We start from the raw sequence: 23,739 nt of genomic DNA, 5'->3' as shown, positions 1-23,739 counted from the left end.
GAGCGCAACCTTGCCAAGGTTGAGGTCATCGGTTCGAACCCGATGTATCGCTCCAGCTTTCTTCTAAAAAGCTATTAAGACTCTTTAAACCACCGTGTTTTTCTTTAGATCACAGAGTTTAAAGGCGACCTTAAGGGTCACGCTCTTTCTTTAATGCTGCGAAGCATAATCCCCCCAAAAAGCAAATAATCCTCCATCATGGTGGATATTTTTTTGTCTTAAATTTTTCTTAGCAACTGGAATGCTAGTAAACATCAGGTCTCTGAAGCAGATACTTGAGGTTTTTCACATCTATGAACAGACTTATCCACAAAATGTTAGGTGTGGATAACTTGGTTGATAAAGTTATTTCAGTCTTAATTCTTTACATATTCCTAAAAGATCTTTCTTGTTTTCAATATATTAGCTGAATTGTGGCGATCGTAACTTGTTGTTTTTTATCAAGTTGAATGCTTATCTTGAATTTGATAAAAGATCGTTAACTTGTTGTTTTTTGATCTTAATCATTTATCGGTACTGTGTTTAACTTTGTGCGAGTGTCGGAAGTTTACGAGAGTTCTGAATTTTTTCCACATTGTTAGAATTGAGAACAAGGTCAAACATTGTTCTAAAATTATGTGCAACGAGTTGTCTTAAATATTGGACTGCCGATGTGGGTGTCGCTGCCAATCCTTGATGCCAAAAGGGCTAGGCGTCTCTTGGTAGCCCTTTCTCAACAATCCGTATCAGTCTGTGTTTTTTGGTGAGGATTTTGCTGTTACTTTTTTGTACACCGTTATTTTTCTGCGTAGAGCTATCTTCTTGCAGACTGCTAGCGTTGGGTAACTGCTGTAGTTGTTTATTCAAAGCCCACTCAATATGTACATCCAACATATCGTTTTTTCCTTGATTGGATTCCAGCGTTTCAACAATGCGTTGTTGGAATGGTGCATTGCCCATCGCAACAAAGATGTTGCGTAACCACTGGGTGTGGCCGATACGTCTTATTGCTGAGCCTTCCATTTTCTTTAGGAAGGTTGCTTCGTCCCAACTTGAAAGTGAAACCAGATCGGCTTCTTGGAAATCTTCTCTGCGGTGAAAGTCGGTTTGCTCTGTGAGTTCGGCATGACGATTCCACGGGCAAACTAACTGACAATCATCGCAACCGTAGATACGGTTACCAATGGCATCTCTATACTCTTCAGGGATCACACCATCATATTCAATGGTTAAGTACGAAATACATTTACGAGCATCCACTACGCCATCAGCAATAATGGCACCCGTTGGGCAAGAAGTGATACATGCGGTGCATTTGCCGCACTCATCAATACTGGGTTCATCCGTTGGAAGAGGGATGTTAACTAACAGCTCCCCTAGAAAGAACCAAGAGCCAGCGTCTTTATCAAGAATTAATGAGTGTTTACCTGTCCAGCCCAACCCTGCTTTTTGAGCGAGCGGTCTTTCCAAAATGGGCGCTGAGTCGACGAAAGGACGTGAGTCTAAACCTTCGACCTCTTTCTCTATTCTTTGTCCCAGCTTTTTCAACTGGTTACGGAACAATTTGTGATAGTCGCGGCCTAACGAATAACGGCTGATGTAGCCTTGAGTGGTATCGTTTAGGTTAGAGGCGAACTGAGCTTCTGGTGGTAAGTAGTTCATTCGAGCGCTGATCACTCGAATTGTGCCTGGGTGAAGTTCATTAGGACGTGCACGCATCATCCCATGTCGAGCCATCCAATCCATTTCGCCGTGGTTGCCAGCATCTAGCCATGCTTGAAGAGGGGCTTCGTGTTCACTTAAGTCAACATCGCAGATGCCAACTTTTTGAAAGCCTAGCTCTTTTCCCCAGATTTTAATTTTTTCAGCAAGATGGTCTAGATTCATGGCTTAATTCTTATTTTCTCTGTTTTACAATTAGAGATAAGGCTAATTAAAATTAGGTTCGGCAAAAATGGGGGCGGATCTTAACGGATCTTAGTGGTGTTGACCAGAACAGACGCGTTTTGAGCAGTATTTTTCATAGAACTTACACTTGAGTGCTTGTCTCCCAAAAGCATCACGGTTTACTATTCTTGTTCTTTTGATTTTTATATAGTCAACGATCAATTTTTAGAGAACGTATTCATGAGCACGAAACAATTTACTTTGAAAGATGAACAAGCAACGATTCAATTAGGAACGGAGCTTTCTAATCTTTGCTCACAGCAGACGACTATTTATCTGCATGGTGATCTTGGCGCAGGTAAAACGACCTTCAGTCGTGGCTTTGTAAAAGCACTTGGCCATCAAGGAAATGTAAAAAGCCCAACGTATACTCTAGTTGAACCTTATCAACTTGCAGATTGGCAGGTATATCACTTCGATCTTTATCGCTTAGCCGATCCTGAAGAATTGGAGTTCATGGGAATTCGTGACTACTTTACTCCGGATGCTATCTGTTTGGTTGAATGGCCTGAGAAAGGTTATGGGATGCTACCAGAAGCCGATTTGGATATTGATATTCGTTACCAAGACGATCACCGTATTGTTTCTTTAACCGCTAATAGTGAATACGGACAGCGCTTACTTAGTCAGTTGGAGTTATGTTGATTTCTAAACGCCTTATTTCAACAGTGGCCATGATGGCTGCTGTTTTTTCTATACTGTTTTCTTCACTTGTTTCTGCAAACTCACTGAAAAGTTTAAGGGTTTGGCCTTCTCCAGAAGAAACTCGTGTGGTTATCGACTTAAAATCAGAAGCGGACTTTAGCTATTTCACCCTGAGTAGCCCGAGTCGCTTAGTGGTTGATTTAAAAAATACCAGTCTTGCGACTAAGTTACCGGTCGAGGTGAAAGATAGCCCTGCTCTATCTAAGATTCGTAAGAGCTCACCGCCAGACAAAAACACCTATCGCTTGGTTTTTGAGTTAAAGAAGTCGTCTAAAGCCGAGTTGTTCAAACTGAGCCCGACTCCGGGTGGTCAGTACGGGCACCGTTTGGTGATCGACTTACCTCATGGTGCGGCAAGTAAAGCGACATCGAAGCCGAGTAAGCCAACGGTCAGTAAGAACATTAATCAGGTTAAGCGCCAGAAAGACATTCTCATTGTGATTGACCCTGGCCACGGTGGTGAAGACCCAGGTTCGATTGGTCCTACGCGTAAATACGAAAAAGATGCGACTCTAAGCATTTCTAAAAAGCTCGCAGCACATCTAAATGCAGTGCCGGGAATAAAGACACGCTTAACGCGTAATGCCGATTACTTTGTAAACCTGAACCGACGTGTTGCGATTGCTCGTGAGAATGAAGCTCACTTGATGATCTCTATTCACGCCGACGCCTTTACGACGCCTCAACCAAGAGGTGGTTCAGTGTTTGTATTGAACACTCGACGCGCAAATACAGAGATCTCTCGTTGGATTGAGAATAAAGAGAAACAGTCTGAATTGCTTGGTGGTAGCGGTGCAGCGTTCACAAGCAATATTGATGATAAGAACGTAAACCAAACCCTGCTTGATTTGCAGTTTAGCCACTCTCAAAAAGAGGGCTACAAACTGGCAACGGCAATTCTGTCTGAAATGGGTAAGGTTGCGAAACTGCACAACAGCAAGCCGATTAACACCAGCTTAGCGGTATTACGTTCACCACAGATCCCATCAGTACTGGTAGAGACAGGTTTTATTTCGAATCCGACGGAAGAGAAGCTTCTTTTCCAACGTTCGCACCAAGATAAATTGGCACGAGCAGTGACTAAAGCGGTCGTTAAGTATTTGAAGGCTAACCCGCCTGAAGGGATTGTCTTGTCTAACGCAACGTCATCAACGGGCAGCGTGAGCCAACATAAAGTCTCTCGTGGTGAGTCTTTGTCTGTGATTGCGAGTAAATATGGTACCTCAACACGGACGTTGATGAAGTTCAACAATCTGAAATCGAGCAGCCTAGCAATTGGCCAAGTACTTAAGATTCCAGGCAGCGCTTCAAGTTCATCATCAAGCAATGCGGTTAAAACTAAGACCATCACTCACACGGTTAAGTCTGGAGAGTACTTAGGTAAGATCGCTAGCCGCTATAAAGTGTCGGTGGCTGATATTAAACGTGAGAACCGTTTGAAATCAGAGACGGTGAGAGTAGGCCAAAAGTTACGTATTACGGTTGAAGTTAAAGATGTTCCTCTGCGCAAACACAAAGTTGCAAGAGGTGATTACCTTGGCAAGATAGCTTCGAAATACGGCGTGAGCGTCAACAGCATTCGCCAAGCGAATAAGCTACGATCTGACAGTCTAGCTATCGGCCAAGTGTTGATTATTCCTCACAAGTAGTCTTGGGAATGCTAAACGGCTTCAGGTATATCAATGATAAAAAATAAGAACTAGTGCAAACGTAGCAGCGTTTCCATCAATGGCAGTAAGGTAGCTATAAATATGACGATCAAAATACTGCCAGCTCGGTTAGCTAACCAAATCGCAGCGGGTGAGGTGGTAGAAAGACCCGCTTCTGTTGTAAAAGAGTTGGTTGAGAACAGTTTGGATTCTGGTGCGACACGTATCGATATTGATATCGAGAAAGGTGGCGCCAAGATGATCCGCGTTCGTGACAATGGTAAAGGCATCGTAAAAGATGAGCTTGCCTTGGCACTGAGTCGTCATGCTACCTCCAAAATCCACACTCTTGATGATCTTGAGGCGATCGTCAGCCTAGGCTTCCGTGGTGAAGCGCTGGCGAGTATTAGCTCGGTTGCGCGCTTAACCATGACCTCACGCCCTGCCACTCAAGACCAAGCTTGGGCTGCACACAGTGAAGGCCGTGATATGCAGGTGAAACTGCAGCCTGCGGCGCATCCTATTGGCACTTCGGTTGAGGTGTTGGACCTGTTCTTTAATACGCCAGCACGCCGCAAATTCTTACGCACCGAGAAAACAGAATTCACCCATATTGATGAGTTGCTCAAGCGTATTGCATTAAGTCGCTTTGATGTGACGATCAACCTTCGTCATAACGGTAAAATGATTCGTCAGTACCGCGCTGCAAAAACACAAGTTCAAGCAGAAAAGCGAATCGCTGCGGTATGTGGCAATCCTTTTGTTCGTCATATGCTTAAGATCGAACTTGAGCATCAAGGCCTAAAACTTCATGGCTGGATCACCACGCCAGAAGGAGCAAGACAACAAAGCGACCTGCAATACTGCTATGTGAATGGTCGTATGATGCGTGACAAACTGATCAATCATGCGATTCGTCAAAGCTACGAAACCAGCCTGCGTCCAGACCAATTCGCAACGTATGTGTTATTTATTGAGTTAGACCCACATCAAGTGGACGTGAATGTTCACCCTGCAAAGCACGAAGTACGTTTTCATCAAGCGCGCCTTGTGCATGACTTTATTTACCAAGCATTGAGCGATGGTTTAGCACAGAGCAAGCAGATCGATGCTGCGCCAATCAATCAGTCGGCTTTTCATCAATCAGAAGTGACATATCATCAACAAGATAGTACGAGTTCTCAAGTTGATGGTGTTGCAAGTTTCGCTGAGCCAGAAAGCGTAATGCCTAGCAGTTCGGATCAAACCCAAGTTTCGGATAGGGTGCGACACGCTATTGAGCAAACACCATCCTACCCGAGAAAAGCCGAATCTGAGCAGGTTCATGATAAACCTCAACACAGCGTTAATGATGGCGGGCGACACTATGCTCCATCAACCAGCTCAAGTTCATCTGCTGGCCGAAGCTCGTCTGCTAGTGAAAGCAGTTTTACCGGGTCTCCTCGTCAAGAGTGGATAGAGTCTCGACCTGAACCTAAAAAAGAGAAAGAGCCACACCAACATCATGGTGAACCCGCGCCCTCTAAGCGAGAAGTGAGAGCCTACAAAGAGCTTCTGAAAACGCCTGATTTTGATGATCAAGTTGTGCAGCCTTCATCTTCTCAAGAGCGTGTGGCACCAGTCAAAACCAGAGATAACATAGACAAAGAAGCTAAGCCTGCTCAACAGAATCCCGTTAACTTGAAGCCAAGAGCACCTGTAACGGACTTGGGTAAAGCGGTCTCGATTGTGGAACGTCAATATCTGGTGATGGGTAATAAGAACGGCAGTGTGTTGGTTTCCTTGGCTAAGGCTGAGTTATTACGTGTTGTTGGTCAGCTTGATACTCGAGGTGGCGCGTTAAAAAGCCAGCCACTATTGGTGCCCTTATCGATTAAGCTGGGTAGTGAACTTGTCGAAGTTGCTAAGGCACTGAGCCAAACTCTAGCATTACTGGGGATTGAGCTTAAGGCGCGAAACAGCGAGGCGGTAATGGTGATGGGCGTGCCTTCTCCTTTAAGGCAGCAAAACTTACAAATTTTGATCCCAGATCTGTTATCTTACGCGGCTTCATTAAACGCTCAGATTGTTGATAATCACTCGGCTAATGTTTCTAACGACCTATTGCCATCATTGGTCAACTGGATCGGGATTCAAACGGCACAAGTAAAAAGCGACTACACTTTATCTGAAGCGGTTCAACTAGTTGGGGAACTAGAACAACTTTGGCATGGTCTACTTCCATTAGATGATCCAGAGTTTGTTAATCCTATCGACTTTTCAGCGACTATAGCCGCGTTTACGGTTTAATTTTTTCGCGACGACCTTTGTCTTTTTAGCTGAATACGTCGCGACACAAAGCCCTTTGCTAAAAAGCGCTAAAACAGAGAAGCAAATACAAAATATCATGACTGAAAAATTACCTTTAGCGTTGTTTTTAATGGGCCCAACGGCGTCGGGAAAAACAGATTTAGCTATCCGCTTACGTCAGAAATACCCTGTAGAGATCATCAGTGTCGATTCGGCATTGATCTACAAAGACATGGATATTGGTACCGCTAAACCGGATGCGGAAGAGCTTGCGCTCGCGCCTCATCGCTTGATTGATATTTTGGATCCAAGCGAAGCGTATTCTGCGGCAGATTTTCGTCGTGATGCGATCAATGAAATGAATAAGATTGTAGCGGAAGGCAAAATCCCGTTACTTGTTGGCGGCACAATGCTGTACTACAAAGCATTGTTGGAAGGTTTATCGCCATTACCAGCCGCGGATCAAGAGATTCGTAAGCAGATTGAAGCGGAATCTATCGAACAAGGTTGGCAGGCATTGCACGATCAATTAAGAGAGATAGATCCCGTATCCGCTGAAAGAATACACCCAAATGATCCACAAAGGCTTTCAAGGGCATTGGAAGTTTACCGAATTTCGGGTAAAACATTAACAGAGCTAACTCAAACGAAAGGCGATAGCCTGCCATTTCGTGTAAAACAATTTGCAATAGCTCCCAAGGAAAGGACTGAACTCCATCGCCGCATTGAGCTGCGTTTCGAGAAGATGATAGAAGCGGGATTTGAAGATGAAATGAAGGCGTTGTACGCCAGAGAAGATCTTCACCCTGAACTGCCATCGATCCGATGCGTTGGTTATAGGCAGATGTGGGATTATTTAGACGGTAATTGTGATTTAGACGAAGCGGTTTTCCGTGGTGTCTGTGCAACCCGTCAGTTGGCCAAGCGACAAATCACCTGGTTGCGCAGTTGGGATGATTTAACTTGGTTAGATAGCGAAAACATTGATCAAGCGTTAGAAACTCTTTCAGATGCAATAGCATCTGATTAGTATTGCTGTGTATAATGTGATCGCTTTTGCGTGAATATACTCTGGAAAGGATCCGTTATTGAGGCTTTTAAAAAATCACAGCCTTTCAATAACAACGGAGTTTTTTTATTCATTTAGCTCAGATGCAAAGGCCGCACCTTTTTGTGCACCACTAGCTAAATAATTACAACAAAATACAAATAAGGAAAATAAAATGGCTAAGGGGCAATCGCTACAAGACCCATTCCTAAATGCACTCCGTCGTGAGCGCATTCCAGTCTCTATCTATCTTGTTAACGGCATTAAGCTGCAAGGTCAGATCGAGTCTTTCGATCAATTCGTGATCTTATTGAAGAACACAGTAAACCAAATGGTTTACAAGCATGCGATTTCTACTGTGGTACCTGCTCGCGCAGTTAGTCACCACAGCGGCGAGCAACGCACGCCATCTGATCGTCCAGAGAAGACTGAAGATTAATCGTTCAATTGATACAGCTTGCGCTGTAATAAGGAGTTGGTTGCTTGTTTGACCGTTATGAATCCGGCGAGCGAGCCGTACTTGTTCATATCAACTTCACGCAAGAGGGAGAATGGGAAGATCTAAGCGAATGTGAAATGCTGGTCTCCTCAGCGGGGGTAGAAACGCTACAAGTGATTACTGGTAGCCGACAATCCCCACTCCCTAAATACTACGTTGGAGAAGGTAAAGCCCTAGAAATCGCACAAGCTGTTCAGCTAACCGGTGCTGAAATTGTGATTTTTAACCACTCCCTCTCTCCTGCCCAAGAGCGAAATCTCGAGCAATTGTGTAAATGTCGTGTGATTGATCGCACGGGTTTGATCTTAGATATCTTTGCACAACGTGCGCGAACTCATGAAGGTAAGCTACAAGTTGAGCTCGCTCAGCTTCGTCATATCTCTACTCGATTGATTCGTGGTTGGACTCACCTTGAAAGGCAGAAAGGTGGTATTGGTCTTCGTGGTCCAGGTGAAACTCAACTGGAAACCGATCGCCGTTTGTTGCGTGACCGTATAAAGGCAATACTACGTCGTTTAGCGAAAGTTGCTAAACAGCGTGAACAAGGACGACGTGCTCGTAATCGAGCTGAAATCCCAACAATTTCTTTGGTTGGTTATACCAACGCAGGGAAATCAACACTTTTCAATCGCATCACAAGTGCTGGTGTTTATGCGGCAGACCAACTGTTTGCAACCCTAGACCCAACACTACGTAAGATTGATTTGGCAGATGTCGGGCCTGCAATTCTCGCAGATACCGTAGGTTTTATCCGTCATCTACCACACGACTTGGTCGCTGCGTTCAAGGCAACATTACAAGAGACGCAGGAAGCTGACATTTTGTTACATGTTGTTGATGCCAGTGATGACCGTTTTCGTGAGAACATTCAGGCTGTTCATGAAGTATTAGAAGAAATCGATGCTCATGAAGTGCCAACCCTTGTAGTCATGAACAAAATTGACTGCATGGAAGACCAAAAACCTCGAATTGAAAGAGACGAAGAGGGCGCACCTCGCGCTGTTTGGGTTTCTGCAATGGAAGGAGAAGGTATTGAGCTACTGTTTGAAGCTTTAACTGAGCGTTTAGCTAGCCAGATGGTTCAATTCCGGTTGTGTATTCCACATCAACATCAGGGCCGTATTCGCAGCTTATTCTTCGAGATGAAATGTATTCAACAGGAAGAGTATGATGAAAATGGTAACTTGTTGATAGATATCCGAATGCAACAAATAGATTGGTCTAAACTTGAAAAAAGAGAAGGGGCGCTCTTAGGTGACTTTATCGTTACCAAAGAGACTGCTACAGTATAACGTCATATCAAATGATGGAGCTTTCTAATGGCGTGGAATGAGCCTGGAAATAACAACAACGGCGATAATAACGGCCGCGATAATGACCCTTGGGGTAATAAAAATAATCGCGGCGGCCGAGATCAAGGACCGCCAGATCTAGACGAAGTGTTTAGTAAACTAAGTCAAAAGTTAGGTGGCAAGTTTGGTAAAAAGGGTGGCAACGGTAACGGGCCATCTATTGGTGGTGGCGGTGCAATTGGCTTTGGTGTCATTGCCGTTATTGCTATTGCTATCTGGTTCTTCGCTGGTTTCTACACCGTTGGCGAAGCAGAAAGAGCAGTAGTACTTCGACTGGGTCAGTTCGACCGTATCGAAGAACCTGGTCTTAACTGGCACCCACGCTTCATCGATGAAATCAAAGATGAGCAACTAGTAAACGTTCAAGCGATCCGTTCTCTACGTGCTGCTGGCACGATGCTAACGAAAGATGAAAACGTTGTGACCGTTGAAATGGGTGTTCAATACCGTGTTTCTGACCCATACAAGTACTTGTATCGTGTAACGAATGCAGACGACAGTTTACGCCAAGCAACCGATTCTGCGCTTCGTGCGGTAATTGGTGACTCACTAATGGATAGTATCCTGACAAGTGGTCGTCAGCAGATTCGTCAAAGCACTCAAGAAACGTTGAACCGTATTATTGATAGCTACGACATGGGTATTCTGATTGTTGATGTGAACTTCCAGTCAGCACGTCCACCTGAGCAAGTAAAAGATGCATTTGATGATGCTATCGCTGCTCGTGAGGATGAAGAGCGTTTTGAACGTGAAGCTGAAGCTTACCGAAATGACATTCTTCCAAAAGCAACAGGTCGAGCTGAGCGTTTGAAGAAAGAAGCGGTAGGTTACTCAGAGCGCACAGTTAATGGTGCTCTAGGTCAAGTAGCTCAGTTTGAGAAACTGCTACCTGAATACCAAGCTGCTCCTGAAGTAACACGTAACCGTATGTATCTAGATACAATGGAAAAAGTGTACTCAAGCACATCGAAAGTCCTGATTGATTCTGAATCAAGCGGTAACTTGCTATACCTACCAATTGATAAGCTAGGCGCACAAGGTGGTTCTCAGTCGGGCACTCGCCCTGCAAAAGCATCATCAACTTACGATCAAATTGAGTTAGAAACTCAAGCGGATCCTAAGCCTAGCACTCAAACTCGTTCAGACAGTTCACGCCAAGGGAGATACTAATAATGCGTAAATTAATGATCCCTGTATTAGTTGTGACGATTGCCCTTCTATTGATGTCACTATTTGTGATTCAAGAAGGCGAACGTGGCATGGTAATTCGTTTTGGTCGAGTTCTCGATGACAACGGCGTATCACGAATCTATGAACCAGGCCTGCACTTTAAACTGCCTATGTTTGATCGCGTAAAAGTACTTGATGCTCGTATTCAAACTATGGATGGCCGTTCTGACCGTTTCGTAACATCAGAGAAAAAAGACGTTCTAATTGATACTTACGCAAAATGGCGTATTGCTGATTTTGGACGTTTTTACCTGAGTACTGGCGGCGGTAATATCATGACGGCAGAAGCACTTCTTGAGCGTAAAGTGACAGATGTTCTTCGTTCTGAAATTGGTTCTCGTGAAATTAAGCAGATCGTGTCAGGTCCTCGTAATAAGGACATCCTGCCAGACTCTGCTGATAGCGAAGTCGTCACAACGGTAGCGGCTGCAGAAGCACTAGAAGTTGATGGCGAACGCGATAAGATCATGGAAAACGTTTTGTCTGGAACGGCAGAAAGTGCTATGGCTGATTTAGGGGTTGAAGTTGTTGATTTCCGTATGAAGAAGATTAACCTTCCTGACGAAATCAGTGAATCTATCTACCGTCGTATGCGTGCAGAACGTGAGTCGGTTGCTCGTAGACACCGTTCTCAAGGTCGTGAGAAAGCGGAAGTTATCCGTGCTCAAGCTGAGCTAGAAGTGGCAACAGTTCTTGCTGAAGCTGACCGTACAGCTCGAATCACTCGTGGTGATGCGGATGCAGAAGCAGCGAAGATCTACTCTGATGCGTTCAGCAAAGATCCTGAGTTCTACGGCTTCATGCGTTCACTGCAAGCTTATGAGACATCATTTAGCGATAAGAGCGACATTCTAGTACTGGATCCGAAGACTGACTTCTTCCAATACATGAATCAAGCAAGCGGCGCTCCAGCAAAATAAGCTGATGCGTTAGCGAATGCTTAGCTCAATAAGCAAAATACGTTAAAACTTAAAAGGCTCCCATTGTGGGAGCCTTTTTGTTTTCTATGACTTATTTCAGGAGGAGACATGCTTGCGGATTCACTATTGAGGGCGAGGGAAGGCGCTCAACAGCGTTCTACTTATAGAAACTAGCGGTAGGTCATGAAAGCGATAACCGCTCCAGCCACCACAAGACAGCCTCCAATGCGGCGCAGTTGCGTGTCTGGTTGCTCGCTCAGTTGTGCGACCATGTTTCTCCAGCCATTGGGTGCAATCAAGGGGCCAAGCCCTTCAACAATAAGTACGAGCCCAATAGCGAGCCAAATTGATTGAGACATGGTTCTGCCTTTTGTCTGTAAAAAAGCAATGATATCAGTATCTTTATACATCTGCCCCCAGTTATGGCTGGTTTATTTTTGTACAGCGTTAACGTTTATGAACAAAAAGTGACTGCAAGAAGTGTGATTCAGTGCTAGAATCCATTTTTAATTAGCAACAGAAATTGGAAAGATGGGAAATAACGTAGTCGTTCTAGGCACCCAATGGGGTGATGAAGGTAAAGGTAAAATCGTTGACCTTTTAACTGAAGATGCAAAATACGTGGTTCGCTACCAAGGCGGTCACAATGCAGGTCACACACTTGTAATTGACGGTGAAAAAACCGTTCTTCACTTAATTCCATCAGGCATCCTACGTAATAACGTTAAATGTGTTATTGGTAACGGTGTAGTATTATCGCCTGACGCACTTCTAAAAGAAATGAAGCCTCTTGAAGATCGCGGTATTCCAGTACGTGAACGTCTTTTCATCTCTGAAGCTTGTCCTCTAATTCTTCCGTACCACATTGCAATCGACAACGCGCGTGAAATCGCTCGTGGCGCTAAAGCTATCGGTACAACGGGTCGTGGTATCGGTCCTGCTTACGAAGATAAAGTTGCTCGTCGTGGTCTACGCGTTGGCGACCTTTTCGATAAAGAAGCATTTGCTGAGAAGCTAAAAGAAGTTATGGAATTCCACAACTTCCAACTAGAGCACTTCTACAAAGCTGAAACAGTAAGCTACGAAGAAGTTCTTGAGCAAGCGATGAGCTACGCAGACATGTTAACTGCGATGGTTATCGACGTAACTGACGAACTAGACGCAGCACGTAAGCGCGGCGACAAGATCATGTTCGAAGGTGCTCAAGGTACGCTACTAGATATCGACCACGGTACTTACCCATACGTAACGTCTTCTAACACGACTGCTGGTGGTGTTGCTGCAGGTTCTGGTTTCGGTCCTCGTCACATCGGTTACATCCTTGGTATTACTAAGGCTTACTGTACTCGTGTTGGTTCAGGTCCATTCCCAACTGAGCTATACGATGGCCTTGAGAAGCAAGACCCAGTTGGTAAACACCTAGGCGATGTTGGCCACGAGTTTGGCGCAACAACTGGTCGTCTACGTCGTACTGGTTGGTTCGATGCTGTTGCTATGCGTCGTGCAATCCAAATCAACTCTCTATCTGGTATGTGTCTAACTAAACTAGACGTTCTAGATGGCCTAGAAGAACTAAAAATCTGTACTGGTTACAAGATGAAAGATGGTTCTATCCTAGAAGTTTCTCCAATGGCTGCTGAGTCATTCGAAGAAGCGACGCCAATCTACGAAACAATGCCTGGTTGGTCTGAAAACACATTTGGTGCTAAATCTATCGACGCGCTTCCACAAGCTGCTCTAGATTACATCAAGCGTATCGAAGACTTAACTGGCGTTCCAATTGATATCGTATCAACTGGCCCAGATCGTAACGAAACTATCATCAAGGTTCACCCATACGGCGCATAATGCCCGCTGAGTGATTACCAGGCACGAACAGTGCTTTGATAATAAAATAGTTTTCTAAAAGCCGACTTTATTAAGTCGGCTTTTTAATACCTGCAATTTAGCCGTTCACTCTTTGATGGTGATCTTTTAAGCGTCATCAGGCAAAATATTGCCCATTAGCGGCAAGTTTTGTCTAAAGCCGTCGGGGTTATTGCCGATACAGATATCATGGAAAGTGAAGTTCACCCTGTTTTGTGCGTGTAGAAATCCTCTGCACCCCTCAATAGATAACTTTAGCGACAGATAATAGAGTGCAGGTATGAAGCTACGAATTGTGGCAGCTTCATTAATAATGGCGCTGAGCTCACCCTTGAGTCATGCAAATTTGGCTGATGTGGGAGAGCCCGTTCCAATATATACAGAAGCTGAACTGATTAATTTAATCGAAAATAATCAACATCTAGAACGAGTGAAAGCTGATAAGTGCCAGTTAGTTGAAGATATCGTTGCTCGTGCAACGCGTATTAGCTTGCCTTCTTATGAGTTTTTATACGGTGATATGTTGGCTTGGGGTGTGTGTGTTCCACAAGATGTAGAGCTTGGCCTTTACTATATGGAAAACGCGGCACATCAAGGTTTACCCGCTGCATTAGAGCAGTTAGGTCGTTATTACTCTCGTGGTACTTTGGTACAACAAGATCAAGAGCGTGCGATTCCGTATCTACGTGAAGCGGCCTCGATGGGTAACTTAAGTGCGAGTATCCACTTAGCGGAACTCTTGTTACGTGACTACGGTAGCCCATTGGATTATGAAGATGCTTACCGTTGGTTGTATAACTCGGTAACCGCAGACCAAAGACAACACAGACGTATTACTGTGCTTCGTAGCGGTCTGGAACAGAGAATGCCAGACAATATTATTGCTCGAGCAAAGCGTCGAGACGTGTTCTGGTAAGACAGATTATTGAATGAGCAATGATGATTAATGACTGCACTCGTTAATCATCTAAAAAACTCGTATTAAAAAGGCCTCGCTGAGATTCATCAGCGAGGCCTTTTTTGATCTGAACGGAAAACCGTTTATCTAATTCGGTAGCGTTATTGAACCACCTCACCAGACTCAATCACCGTTTCACGAACAACCTTAGTGAAATCGAGTGCTTCTTGGCGGATCTTATCTTCGTCTACCGTTAGCATGTCGCGATCTTGCATGATGATCTTGCCATCAACGATGGAATGACGAACATTGCCTGAGTTAGCTGAGTACACCATTGCTGAGTATGGGTTGTAGACCGGAACCATATTTGGCGCCTTAGTATCGATCACTATGATGTCAGCCAGTTTGCCTGCTTCAAGAGAGCCGATCTTATCTTCCATGTGCAGCGCTTTTGCTGCGCCCATGGTCGCCATGTCGATCACTTTGATCGGTGGCATCGCAGAACGATCTTTGTTAACTAGCTTGTGAACCTTAGCGACTTGGTTGAACTCATCAATGGTGCTCAGTGTGTTACCGGACATTGGGCCATCAGTACCTAAACCGATACGCACGTTCTCGTCATACATCTTAAGCGCAGGTGATACACCTTTTGCTGACTTGATGTTAGCACTCATGTTATGAGCCACACCCATATCCGATTTCTTCACTAGTTCGATATCATGATCGTCAACTAGGATCATGTGTGCACCCACCAAGTTCTTGTTGAGTGCGCCAATGCTATCCATGTATTGAACCGGCGATAAGCCTTCTGAGCGCTCGGCGATCTTCTCTACTTCACGGTGTGATTCTGCAAGGTGGATCATCACAGGCACATCTAACTCTAGGGATAGTTTAGATATTTTTTGAAGGATCTCTGTGGTGTTGGTGTAAGGCGCATGCGGGGCAAACGCAGGTGTGATTCGCGGGTGATCTTTGTATTCTTCAATGAAGTTCAACGCGTACTTAATGCCTTCTTCGGCGTTAGCCGCATCGGCTACAGGGAACTTAATCACCGTTTCACCTAGGATGGCACGCATACCGATTTTATCGACGGTTTTTGCGACTTCATCTTCGAAGTAGTACATGTCGGCGTAAGTCGTCACACCGCCTTTCACCATTTCAACGTTACCCAGGTTCGCACCAATGCGTACCATGTCTCGCGATACTAGCTTCTTCTCTAGTGGGAAGATGTAGCGGTGCAGGCGATCTGGCACGTCATCGGCCAACGAACGGAAAACTGTCATTGATACATGAGTATGGGTATTGATGAGACCTGGCATAACGATATCGCCATCAACGTCTAACACTTGCTTAGCTTGGTACTGTTTCTCTAGTGAAGCATCTCCAACCGCAATGATTTTGTTGTCTTTGACGACAACAGTACCGCTTTCATAAACCGTTTTGTCTTGGTTCATTGTCAGAACCATCGCATCGGTAATCATCAGGTCCGCTTTTTCCATTGCCGAACTTGCGAATGGGAACAGCGCTAGGCTCGCCATAGCTGAAGCCAATAAAGTGCGTTTTAGTTTCATATCATACTCAGAACAGGAGTTGGTAAAGTGCGTGGATAATAGTGTATTTCATTCATGGCGCAAACGTTTGTTTTATCGTTTGCTTGAAATTTTGATGATAGTCCACGTCTATGAAGCGATGTTTCACAAAGTGAAGATATGTATCAATCTGAGGTTATTTGAGTGTTTTCTAAAGCATATCTGTAGCTTACCCCTAGCATCAGATATACTAGGGGTATATACCTTCCTTGCTTAAGCAGGCCCGCCTATGTCAAAAAACACACCAACGTCAGAAAATACGACAGCGACAACCACTGTTGATCCTTTTGCCGACCGAGAGTCGAAAAATTACGATAACCCAGTACCAAGCCGAGAGTTCATTATTTCGTTTCTAACAGACGCGAATATTCCGATGAACCGCAACGATCTATTCGAAGCTTTGGGTCTTGCTGGAGAGGAACAATATGAAGGGCTGCGTCGTCGTTTACGTGCAATGGAGCGTGATGGACAGCTTATCTTTACTCGTCGTCAGTGCTACGCATTGCCAGAGAAGATGGAACTGATCAAAGGCTATGTGATTGGTCATAAAGACGGTCATGGTTGGGTTCGCCCAGACGGCAGTGTAGGTAAAGACAATGATATCGTGCTGCCGCATCATCAGATGAAAACCATCATGCACGGTGATTACGTATTGGTTCAGCCTACTGACAACAGTAAGCGTGGTCGTCGTGAAGGTCGCTTGGTTCGTGTGCTTGAAGAGCGTAAAACGCCACTTGTTGGTCGCTTCTTCCTAGAGTACGGCCATTCTTACGTTGTTGCTGATGATTCGCGTATTAGTCACGACATCCAGATCCCTACTGAGCATAAAGGCGGTGCTCGAATGGGTAATGTGGTTGTGATTGAAATTACGGATCGCGGTGGTCGTTCTCGTAACATGATGGGGAAAGTAACCGAAGTTCTTGGTGAAAACATGGCGCCGGGTATGGAAACGCAGATTGCGATCCGTACTCACCAGATCCCACAAGAGTGGCCTGAAGCGGTAGATAAGCAAATCGAAAACCTAGGTGAGCATGTTCCTGAAGAAGCAAAAGAAGGACGTGTAGACCTGCGTAAACTGCCATTGGTTACCATTGATGGTGAAGATGCGCGTGACTTCGATGATGCGGTTTACTGTGAAGCGAAGAAAGGCGGCGGCTGGCGTCTATGGGTAGCGATTGCTGACGTAAGTTACTACGTTCGCCCAGATACAGCGCTAGACAAAGAAGCGATTAACCGTGGTAACTCGGTATACTTCCCGTCACAAGTCGTGCCAATGCTGCCAGAAGTGCTTTCAAATGGTTTGTGTTCATTGAACCCTCAAGTAGACCGTTTATGTATGGTGTGTGAGATGACTATCTCAGACAAAGGCAAACTGTCGGGTTACAAGCACTACGAAGCAGTAATGAACTCTCATGCTCGTCTTACTTATAACAAAGTAGGGGCGATCTTAGATGGCAATGAAGAGCTTCGTGAGCGTTACGAGCCAGAAGTACCGCATCTTGAAGAACTGCACAAGATGTACAAAGTTCTCAAGAAAACGCGTGATGAGCGTGGTGCTATTGAGTTTGAAACGGTAGAAACCAAATTTATCTTCAATGCGGATCGTAAGATCGACCGTATTGAACCGGTAATTCGTAACGATGCACACAAGATCATCGAAGAGTGTATGATTCTTGCGAACATCGCATCGGCATCTTACGTAGAGAAAGCGAAAGAGCCTGCTCTGTACCGTGTTCACGAAACTCCGGGCGAAGAGCGCTTAATGGGCTTCAAGAGCTTCTTAAGTGAATTAGGTTTAACGCTGGAAGGTGGTCTGTCACCATCACCAGTAGACTATGCACAACTGATGCAACAGATTAACGAACGTGAAGACCGTGAGTTAATCCAAACCATGCTACTTCGTTCAATGAAGCAAGCGGTCTACAACGCGGATAACGCGGGTCACTTTGGCTTAGCCCTTAAACGCTATGCTCACTTTACCTCGCCGATTCGTCGTTACCCTGACTTGCTATTGCACCGTGCGATTAAGTACCTTATTGCGAAAGAAGGCGGTCGTAACAGCGAACGTTGGACGCCTACCGGTGGTTACCACTACACGTTCGATGATATGGACTTCTACGGTGAGCAGTGTTCAATGACTGAGCGTCGTGCTGATGACGCAACGCGTGAAGTAAACGACTGGTTGAAGTGTGAATACATGCAAGACCATGTCGGTGAAGTGATGGATGGCGTGATTGCCAACGTGACTGGCTTCGGTTTCTTCGTGCGTCTAACTGAACTGCACATCGATGGATTAGTACATATCTCAGCGCTAGCGAATGATTACTACCAATTCGATGCTGTTGGTCAGCGTTTAGTCGGTGAAAGCTCAGGTAATATCTATCGCTTGGGTGATTCGGTTAAAGTGAAAGTTTCTGCCGTTAATTTAGAAACTCGTCAAATCGACTTCGATCTAGAAGACACCGATCGTCAGCCACGCGGCAAAGGTAAAACAGCCAAGAAGCGTGCTGCAGAAGCGATGAAAAAGGCGAAAAGTAAGAAGCGTTCAGCGGTGAAGAGCAATCAGCCAGGCGTTTCTGCGAAACCTTTAGTTGAACCCACTAAGCGACCAGATGGCAGTAGCGAAAGTTCAGCTAAGAAAAAGTCGTCGAATAAAACCGGTGCGGCTAAGGCGCGAGCTAAGAAAAAGCGTACAGCAAGCCGTAAGCCAAAGGCTGACAAGTCTTAAAGCTTTTTGGGTTACAAGGGTTAGCCTTTAACTGATTAAATGCGAGAGTATCAGGCGGAAGATGCATGCTCTCGAAATAAACAATACAGAGATGGATGCATCGGGTTTGATGTCGTTCATCTCTGAGCAATAAGAGTAATTTGAGACAATGAGTAACGAATTTATTTACGGTATTCACGCGGTGAAAGCCGTACTAGAAAAAGATCCTGCGCGCTTTATCGAAGCTTATGTATTGAAGGGCCGCCAAGACGAGCGTCTTCTTCCATTACTGAACCAACTGCAGCAGTTTGGTGTGTCGATTCAACAGATGGGTCGTAAGCCGCTTGATGAAAAATCACAAGGCGCGAATCACCAAGGCATTATCGCTAAGGTGAAACCTGCTAAGCAGCTTAATGAAACTCACCTAGACGACATCCTAGCGCAGCACGAACAACCGTTACTGTTGGTTCTAGATGGTGTAACAGATCCGCACAACCTAGGCGCTTGTCTGCGTAACGCAGATGCGGCGGGTGTTGCTGCGGTTATCGTACCGAAAGACCGTTCTTCGCCTTTAACGGCAACGGTTAGCAAGGTAGCGTGTGGTGCGGCTGAAACGGTTCCTCTAGTACGTGTAACTAACCTTGCTCGTACTATGCGTGCATTGCAAGAACAAGGCGTATGGTTCGTAGGTACAGCCGGCGAAGCAACGCATGATATCTACCAAGCGAAACTAACAGGCCCACTTGCAGTTGTGATGGGAGCCGAAGGTGACGGTATGCGTCGTTTAACTCGTGAAACTTGCGATGATCTGATTAAGATTCCAATGGCAGGTAGCGTATCGAGCTTAAATGTTTCTGTGGCGTCGGGTATTTGCCTGTTCGAAGCGGTAAGACAGCGTTTAGCTCAGTAATGCGTTAACGCTGCTTTAAGTCTATGAATTTATTAGCGCTCACCACTTGCTGGTGGGCGTTTCTTTTTAGGCTGTTATAGCAAAATCCATCGGTTTGTCGGATGGCTAGATGGCGACAGAAAAACTGTTTCATTATTCACCAAATAGCGCTTGCCAATACCGGGTTCTTTCTATAACATTTGCCGTCCTTAAAACTCGGTCATTTATCTTTAGTTCCTTGCTTCCTCTGGACGACCGGGCCACTCGTGGAAGCTAATAATCCGTAAGGAGCAACCAAATGCGTCATTACGAAATCGTATTCATGGTTCACCCTGATCAAAGCGAGCAAGTTGCTGGCATGATCGAGCGTTACACTGGTTCTATCACTGAAGCTGGCGGTACTATCCACCGTCTAGAAGACTGGGGTCGTCGTCAAATGGCTTACCCAATCAACAAGCTTCACAAAGCTCACTACGTTCTTATGAACGTTGAAGCTGGTCAAGAAGTGATTGACGAGCTAGAAACTGCTTTCCGTTTCAACGATGCAGTTCTACGTAACATGATCATGCGCACTAAAGGCGCTGTGACTGAGCAATCTATTATGCTTAAGCAAAAAGAAGAGCGTGCAGAGCGTGCTCCTCGTCGCGAAGAGCGTACAGAAGCTAAACCAGAAGCAGCTGCTGAGTAATTCTTTTTTGGCTTAATGCCTTAAAAAATTCTCAACTTGTTTAAGGTCATTGATAGTTATTTCGATAATTGTGAAAGACCGCTTTACTAAATTTAAGATCAGGAGATAGCCCATGGCTCGTTTCTTCCGTCGTCGTAAATTCTGCCGTTTCACTGCAGAAGGCGTACAAGAGATTGACTACAAAGACGTAGCAACTCTTAAAAACTACATCACTGAAGCTGGTAAAATCGTACCTAGCCGTATCACTGGTACAAGCGCTAAGTACCAGCGTCAACTAGCTCGCGCTATCAAGCGTTCTCGTTACCTAGCTCTACTACCGTACACTGACAAGCATCAGTAATCGGTAATAGTTAATAATAGTTTAAGAGGACTAAGATAATGCAAGTTATTCTACTTGATAAGATCGGTAACCTAGGTGGCCTTGGCGACCAAGTAAACGTTAAATCTGGTTACGCTCGTAACTTCCTTATCCCACAGGGTAAAGCAGTTATGGCAACTAAAGACAACGTTGCTATGTTCGAAACTCGTCGTGCTGAACTAGAAGCTAAAGTTGCTGAGCAACTAGCTGCTGCTGAAGCTCGTGCAGAGAGCGTTAACACTCTAGAAGGCGTTACAATCGCTTCTAAAGCTGGTGACGAAGGTAAACTATTCGGTTCTATCGGTACTCGTGACATCGCTGACGCTATTACAGCGGCAGGTGTTGCAGTAGCTAAGAGCGAAGTACGCCTACCTGAAGGCGCTCTACGTAACATCGGCGAATTCGAAGTAAGCATCCAACTTCACTCTGAAGTTTTTGCTACTGCGAAAATCGCTATCGTTGCAGCTGAGTAATTTCAGTACCAAGACGAATTCTTTCTTTTGAAAGTTTTAAACACCAGCTTCGGCTGGTGTTTTTTTATGTCTGGAATATAGGAAAAGGTAAGAGAGGGTTACATTAGGTTAAAAGCCTACTATGATCCAAAAGCTCTGATGGCTGAACAACCAGCCATGGAATTAGAATTGAAAGAGTAGGTTAATCGACAGCACAGAGTCTTCTTTGCTTAATCCTTCAGGAACTTTGTCGTGGTATTGACGAGAGTGAGCGATCTTCAGCGCGATATTGTCAGTGATATCATTGATGGCTTCTAATTCGGTATCAAACTTAAGGTTGCTGTGACCAGACACTAACGTCACGTCCGCTTTAAACTGCAAGTTCTTCAACACCTGCCATGATGTATTCACATTGCCACGGAAAATCGCTTCTTCAACAATTTCAGGAAAGATGATGTCATCGTCGTCTAGTTCATCGAGATTCGGTTCTTGATAACGAAAACCCGGCCCGACTTCCACTTCCAAAACAAACTCTTCGGTATTCGAAAACTGATAACCCAGACCACTCGAAACGGTATAGTCCTTAAAGTAAGCACTGTATCGTGAATCAACACCTTTGAAGCTGCCGTAAAGGTAGGTTTTAGGACTTAACTTGTAGTCACTCTGAGCCGAGTAAGTCGATTGCCTTTTATCTTCCTCACCATCTTTATAGAGATTGTAGTATTTCCATTCGCCACTGGTTCTATGACGACCAGCGGTATACTCACCGTTCAGGCGTGCGTTAAGCGATCGTGAATCCGAATTACCAGTATGCGACTGATATCCAAATTCGACCTCAGTCTTTAGTGGGTTAGGCAGCTCTGTATCAGCCGTATCACTTGGTGCGATATCCAACTCTTTTTCTTCAGGTGTCGGTGCAACGACGATCGGCTCAGCTGTAGTTTCTGGTACTACTATAGAGTCGAGAATAGAATCAACAGAGGTATTAGCATCAACAGAGGCTTTAGTATCATCAGCTAAGGCCAACGGAGTGCTCAGGAGACCGATGCTTAGAAGACTAGAGCTCAGAAGACCAGTGCTCAGAGCCAATAATTTGGACACGCATACCCCAGTTATACAGTGAATGAATGGAAGGATCGTAATGCTACCCTTGGTTAATTCCGTCAGCAATAAGTAAATTCTTTCTGAAGAATAAAACAAACTCATAGGATCGGATTACAAATGGATGTTCTTGGGTATAATGAACGATCATTATTAGTTATTGAGTGTAGTCATAGTGGATACCAAAAGTCAGAAATCAGCCAACGATCAGGTGGACGCCATCAAGGTCCCGCCACATTCATTAGAAGCTGAGCAATCTGTTATTGGCGGTTTGTTATTGGATAACGAACGCTGGGATACAGTTGCCGAAAAGGTTGTGGCCAAAGACTTTTATAGTCGTCCTCACCGTCTGATCTTTGAAGCGGTAAAAGATATCCTTGAAGAAAGTTCTCCTTTGGATCTTATTACACTCTCTGAACATCTAGAGCTGCGTGAGCAACTTGAAGAAGTGGGTGGCTTTGCTTACCTTGCTGACCTAGCTAAAAATACCCCAAGTGCGGCGAACATTAACGCTTACGCGGATATCGTGGCACAACGTGCGTTGGTACGTAGTCTGATTGGTGTTGCGAATGAGATCGCTGATTCTGGTTATGATCCTCAAGGTCGTACATCGGAAGAACTTGTTGATCTGGCTGAGAGTAAAGTCTTCGCGATTGCCGAAGGCCGTGCAAGTGAAAACGAAGGTCCACAAAACGTTGATAGCATTCTAGAGAAAACACTAGAGCGTATCGAGATCCTGTACAAAACGCCGCAAGATGGTGTGACAGGTGTCGATACTGGCTTCAACGACCTCAACAAGAAAACAGCAGGTCTACAAGGCTCTGACTTAATTATTGTTGCTGCTCGTCCATCGATGGGTAAAACCACGTTTGCGATGAACTTGTGTGAAAACGCAGCGATGAAGCAAGACAAACCGGTTTTAATCTTCTCGCTAGAGATGCCAGCCGAACAGTTGATGATGCGTATGCTTGCGTCACTTTCTCGCGTAGACCAAACCAAGATTCGTACTGGTCAGTTAGACGATGAAGATTGGGCTCGTATCTCGTCGAGTATGGGTATTCTGATGGATAAGAAGAATATGTATATCGATGATAGCTCGGGTCTAACGCCAACAGAAGTACGTTCTCGTGCTCGACGTATCGCTCGTGAACACGACGGTATCTCTATGATCATGATAGATTACCTTCAATTAATGCGTGTACCTTCGTTATCTGATAACCGTACTCTTGAAATCGCCGAGATTTCTCGCTCATTGAAAGCGCTAGCAAAAGAGCTCAACGTTCCGGTCGTAGCACTTTCTCAGCTTAACCGTTCCCTAGAGCAACGTGCTGATAAGCGCCCAGTAAACTCGGACTTACGTGAATCAGGTTCGATTGAGCAAGATGCCGATTTGATCATGTTCATCTATCGTGATGAGGTTTATAACCCAGATAGTTCATTGAAAGGCATCGCTGAGATAATCCTTGGTAAGCAACGTAACGGTCCGATCGGTTCGGTTCGTCTTACGTTCCAAGGCCAACACTCCCGATTTGATAACTATGCAGGCCCTGCATTTGATGATGAGTAATCGCTA

20 protein-coding genes are annotated in these 23,739 nt (G+C 45.0%); 16 read left to right on the top strand and 4 right to left on the bottom strand.

The features are described 5' to 3' along the window. Nucleotides 1–687: 687 nt before the first annotated feature. Nucleotides 688–1,866: a tRNA epoxyqueuosine(34) reductase QueG gene (queG, locus tag AB6E85_RS23760; RefSeq protein WP_372144464.1), complete on the bottom strand. Its 1,179-nt coding sequence runs from the start codon at nt 1,864–1,866 to the stop codon at nt 688–690. Nucleotides 1,867–2,106: 240 nt separating this feature from the next. Between queG and tsaE the strand changes: the two genes are divergently transcribed. The 8 genes from tsaE to hflC all read left to right on the top strand — a co-directional run bounded on the left by tsaE (nt 2,107) and on the right by hflC (nt 11,618). After that, nucleotides 2,107–2,571 (top strand): tRNA (adenosine(37)-N6)-threonylcarbamoyltransferase complex ATPase subunit type 1 TsaE, encoded by a 465-nt coding sequence (tsaE, locus tag AB6E85_RS23755; protein ID WP_004735870.1) that lies wholly within the window; start codon nt 2,107–2,109, stop codon nt 2,569–2,571. Next, nucleotides 2,565–4,280 (top strand): N-acetylmuramoyl-L-alanine amidase, encoded by a 1,716-nt coding sequence (locus AB6E85_RS23750; protein WP_372144462.1) that lies wholly within the window; start codon nt 2,565–2,567, stop codon nt 4,278–4,280. The genes tsaE and AB6E85_RS23750 overlap by 7 nt, the downstream gene beginning before the upstream one ends. A 102-nt stretch (nt 4,281–4,382) precedes the next feature. Next, nucleotides 4,383–6,569: a DNA mismatch repair endonuclease MutL gene (gene mutL / locus AB6E85_RS23745; RefSeq protein WP_372144460.1), complete on the top strand. Its 2,187-nt coding sequence runs from the start codon at nt 4,383–4,385 to the stop codon at nt 6,567–6,569. Nucleotides 6,570–6,666: 97 nt separating this feature from the next. Further along, nucleotides 6,667–7,599 (top strand): tRNA (adenosine(37)-N6)-dimethylallyltransferase MiaA, encoded by a 933-nt coding sequence (miaA, locus tag AB6E85_RS23740; protein ID WP_048612708.1) that lies wholly within the window; start codon nt 6,667–6,669, stop codon nt 7,597–7,599. 193 nt (nt 7,600–7,792) lie between these two features. Continuing rightward, on the top strand, nt 7,793–8,056 hold the full coding sequence (hfq, locus tag AB6E85_RS23735; RefSeq protein ID WP_017059927.1) for an RNA chaperone Hfq: 264 nt from the start codon (nt 7,793–7,795) through the stop codon (nt 8,054–8,056). Nucleotides 8,057–8,100: 44 nt separating this feature from the next. Further along, entirely contained in the window at nt 8,101–9,408 is a 1,308-nt protein-coding gene (gene hflX, locus AB6E85_RS23730) for a ribosome rescue GTPase HflX (protein WP_017059928.1), read from the top strand. Between the two features lie 27 nt (nt 9,409–9,435). Next, nucleotides 9,436–10,638, top strand: a complete 1,203-nt coding sequence (hflK, locus tag AB6E85_RS23725) for an FtsH protease activity modulator HflK (RefSeq protein ID WP_019825650.1) — start codon at nt 9,436–9,438, stop codon at nt 10,636–10,638. A 2-nt stretch (nt 10,639–10,640) separates the two neighbouring features. Next, complete coding sequence (gene hflC / locus AB6E85_RS23720) at nt 10,641–11,618, top strand: protease modulator HflC (RefSeq protein WP_010434102.1); 978 nt, start codon at nt 10,641–10,643, stop codon at nt 11,616–11,618. A 170-nt stretch (nt 11,619–11,788) separates the two neighbouring features. Here hflC and AB6E85_RS23715 read toward each other — a convergent pair whose 3' ends face one another. Then, nucleotides 11,789–11,977 carry a DUF2065 domain-containing protein gene (locus AB6E85_RS23715; RefSeq protein WP_010434105.1) on the bottom strand — a complete coding sequence of 63 codons (189 nt, stop codon included), beginning with the start codon at nt 11,975–11,977 and terminating at the stop codon, nt 11,789–11,791. A 172-nt stretch (nt 11,978–12,149) separates the two neighbouring features. Here AB6E85_RS23715 and AB6E85_RS23710 point away from each other — a divergent pair, with 172 nt between their 5' ends. Both AB6E85_RS23710 and motX read left to right on the top strand, forming a co-directional pair. Further along, a complete protein-coding gene (locus AB6E85_RS23710) occupies nt 12,150–13,466 on the top strand; it encodes an adenylosuccinate synthase (RefSeq protein ID WP_010434108.1) in 1,317 nt (438 codons plus the stop codon). Nucleotides 13,467–13,764: 298 nt separating this feature from the next. Next, complete coding sequence (motX, locus tag AB6E85_RS23705; RefSeq protein WP_017063177.1) at nt 13,765–14,400, top strand: flagellar protein MotX; 636 nt, start codon at nt 13,765–13,767, stop codon at nt 14,398–14,400. Between the two features lie 143 nt (nt 14,401–14,543). On the opposite strand, the gene AB6E85_RS23700 is transcribed toward motX, so the two are convergent. Further along, nucleotides 14,544–15,953, bottom strand: coding sequence for an amidohydrolase (locus AB6E85_RS23700; RefSeq protein ID WP_372144458.1), 1,410 nt, complete (start codon nt 15,951–15,953; stop codon nt 14,544–14,546). 247 nt (nt 15,954–16,200) lie between these two features. On the opposite strand from AB6E85_RS23700, the gene rnr reads away from it, so the two are divergent. The 5 genes from rnr (at nt 16,201) to rplI (ending at nt 21,086) form a co-directional block, all read left to right on the top strand. Next, nucleotides 16,201–18,699: a ribonuclease R gene (gene rnr, locus AB6E85_RS23695; RefSeq protein ID WP_372144456.1), complete on the top strand. Its 2,499-nt coding sequence runs from the start codon at nt 16,201–16,203 to the stop codon at nt 18,697–18,699. A 148-nt stretch (nt 18,700–18,847) separates the two neighbouring features. Next, nucleotides 18,848–19,588, top strand: a complete 741-nt coding sequence (gene rlmB / locus AB6E85_RS23690; RefSeq protein WP_010434114.1) for a 23S rRNA (guanosine(2251)-2'-O)-methyltransferase RlmB — start codon at nt 18,848–18,850, stop codon at nt 19,586–19,588. Nucleotides 19,589–19,865: 277 nt separating this feature from the next. Next, nucleotides 19,866–20,255 (top strand): 30S ribosomal protein S6, encoded by a 390-nt coding sequence (gene rpsF / locus AB6E85_RS23685; protein WP_004741278.1) that lies wholly within the window; start codon nt 19,866–19,868, stop codon nt 20,253–20,255. A 112-nt stretch (nt 20,256–20,367) separates the two neighbouring features. Then, complete coding sequence (gene rpsR / locus AB6E85_RS23680) at nt 20,368–20,595, top strand: 30S ribosomal protein S18 (protein WP_000090472.1); 228 nt, start codon at nt 20,368–20,370, stop codon at nt 20,593–20,595. Nucleotides 20,596–20,633: 38 nt separating this feature from the next. Then, on the top strand, nt 20,634–21,086 hold the full coding sequence (gene rplI, locus AB6E85_RS23675) for a 50S ribosomal protein L9 (RefSeq protein ID WP_010434182.1): 453 nt from the start codon (nt 20,634–20,636) through the stop codon (nt 21,084–21,086). 162 nt (nt 21,087–21,248) lie between these two features. Here rplI and AB6E85_RS23670 read toward each other — a convergent pair whose 3' ends face one another. Then, nucleotides 21,249–22,166, bottom strand: a complete 918-nt coding sequence (locus AB6E85_RS23670) for a DUF481 domain-containing protein (RefSeq protein WP_016767559.1) — start codon at nt 22,164–22,166, stop codon at nt 21,249–21,251. 175 nt (nt 22,167–22,341) lie between these two features. Between AB6E85_RS23670 and AB6E85_RS23665 the strand changes: the two genes are divergently transcribed. After that, nucleotides 22,342–23,733: a replicative DNA helicase gene (locus tag AB6E85_RS23665; protein ID WP_016767560.1), complete on the top strand. Its 1,392-nt coding sequence runs from the start codon at nt 22,342–22,344 to the stop codon at nt 23,731–23,733. Nucleotides 23,734–23,739: the final 6 nt, after the last annotated feature.

Source organism: Vibrio sp. 10N.247.311.51 (assembly GCF_041467855.1).
GTDB classification, from domain to species: domain Bacteria; phylum Pseudomonadota; class Gammaproteobacteria; order Enterobacterales; family Vibrionaceae; genus Vibrio; species Vibrio coralliirubri.
This window is presented reverse-complemented; position numbering and strand designations above follow the sequence as displayed.

What these genes read in the sequence shown, in the direction of transcription:
- AB6E85_RS23715 (WP_010434105.1), bottom strand. Translation starts at nt 11,977, where the DNA reads ATGTCTCAATCAATTTGGCTCGCTATTGGGCTCGTACTTATTGTTGAA.
- rpsR (WP_000090472.1), top strand. Translation starts at nt 20,368, where the DNA reads ATGGCTCGTTTCTTCCGTCGTCGTAAATTCTGCCGTTTCACTGCAGAA.
- miaA (WP_048612708.1), top strand. Translation starts at nt 6,667, where the DNA reads ATGACTGAAAAATTACCTTTAGCGTTGTTTTTAATGGGCCCAACGGCG.
- AB6E85_RS23710 (WP_010434108.1), top strand. Translation starts at nt 12,150, where the DNA reads ATGGGAAATAACGTAGTCGTTCTAGGCACCCAATGGGGTGATGAAGGT.
- hfq (WP_017059927.1), top strand. Translation starts at nt 7,793, where the DNA reads ATGGCTAAGGGGCAATCGCTACAAGACCCATTCCTAAATGCACTCCGT.
- rpsF (WP_004741278.1), top strand. Translation starts at nt 19,866, where the DNA reads ATGCGTCATTACGAAATCGTATTCATGGTTCACCCTGATCAAAGCGAG.
- hflK (WP_019825650.1), top strand. Translation starts at nt 9,436, where the DNA reads ATGGCGTGGAATGAGCCTGGAAATAACAACAACGGCGATAATAACGGC.
- hflC (WP_010434102.1), top strand. Translation starts at nt 10,641, where the DNA reads ATGCGTAAATTAATGATCCCTGTATTAGTTGTGACGATTGCCCTTCTA.
- rplI (WP_010434182.1), top strand. Translation starts at nt 20,634, where the DNA reads ATGCAAGTTATTCTACTTGATAAGATCGGTAACCTAGGTGGCCTTGGC.
- rlmB (WP_010434114.1), top strand. Translation starts at nt 18,848, where the DNA reads ATGAGTAACGAATTTATTTACGGTATTCACGCGGTGAAAGCCGTACTA.
- mutL (WP_372144460.1), top strand. Translation starts at nt 4,383, where the DNA reads ATGACGATCAAAATACTGCCAGCTCGGTTAGCTAACCAAATCGCAGCG.
- AB6E85_RS23700 (WP_372144458.1), bottom strand. Translation starts at nt 15,953, where the DNA reads ATGAAACTAAAACGCACTTTATTGGCTTCAGCTATGGCGAGCCTAGCG.
- motX (WP_017063177.1), top strand. Translation starts at nt 13,765, where the DNA reads ATGAAGCTACGAATTGTGGCAGCTTCATTAATAATGGCGCTGAGCTCA.
- rnr (WP_372144456.1), top strand. Translation starts at nt 16,201, where the DNA reads ATGTCAAAAAACACACCAACGTCAGAAAATACGACAGCGACAACCACT.
- AB6E85_RS23750 (WP_372144462.1), top strand. Translation starts at nt 2,565, where the DNA reads ATGTTGATTTCTAAACGCCTTATTTCAACAGTGGCCATGATGGCTGCT.
- queG (WP_372144464.1), bottom strand. Translation starts at nt 1,866, where the DNA reads ATGAATCTAGACCATCTTGCTGAAAAAATTAAAATCTGGGGAAAAGAG.
- tsaE (WP_004735870.1), top strand. Translation starts at nt 2,107, where the DNA reads ATGAGCACGAAACAATTTACTTTGAAAGATGAACAAGCAACGATTCAA.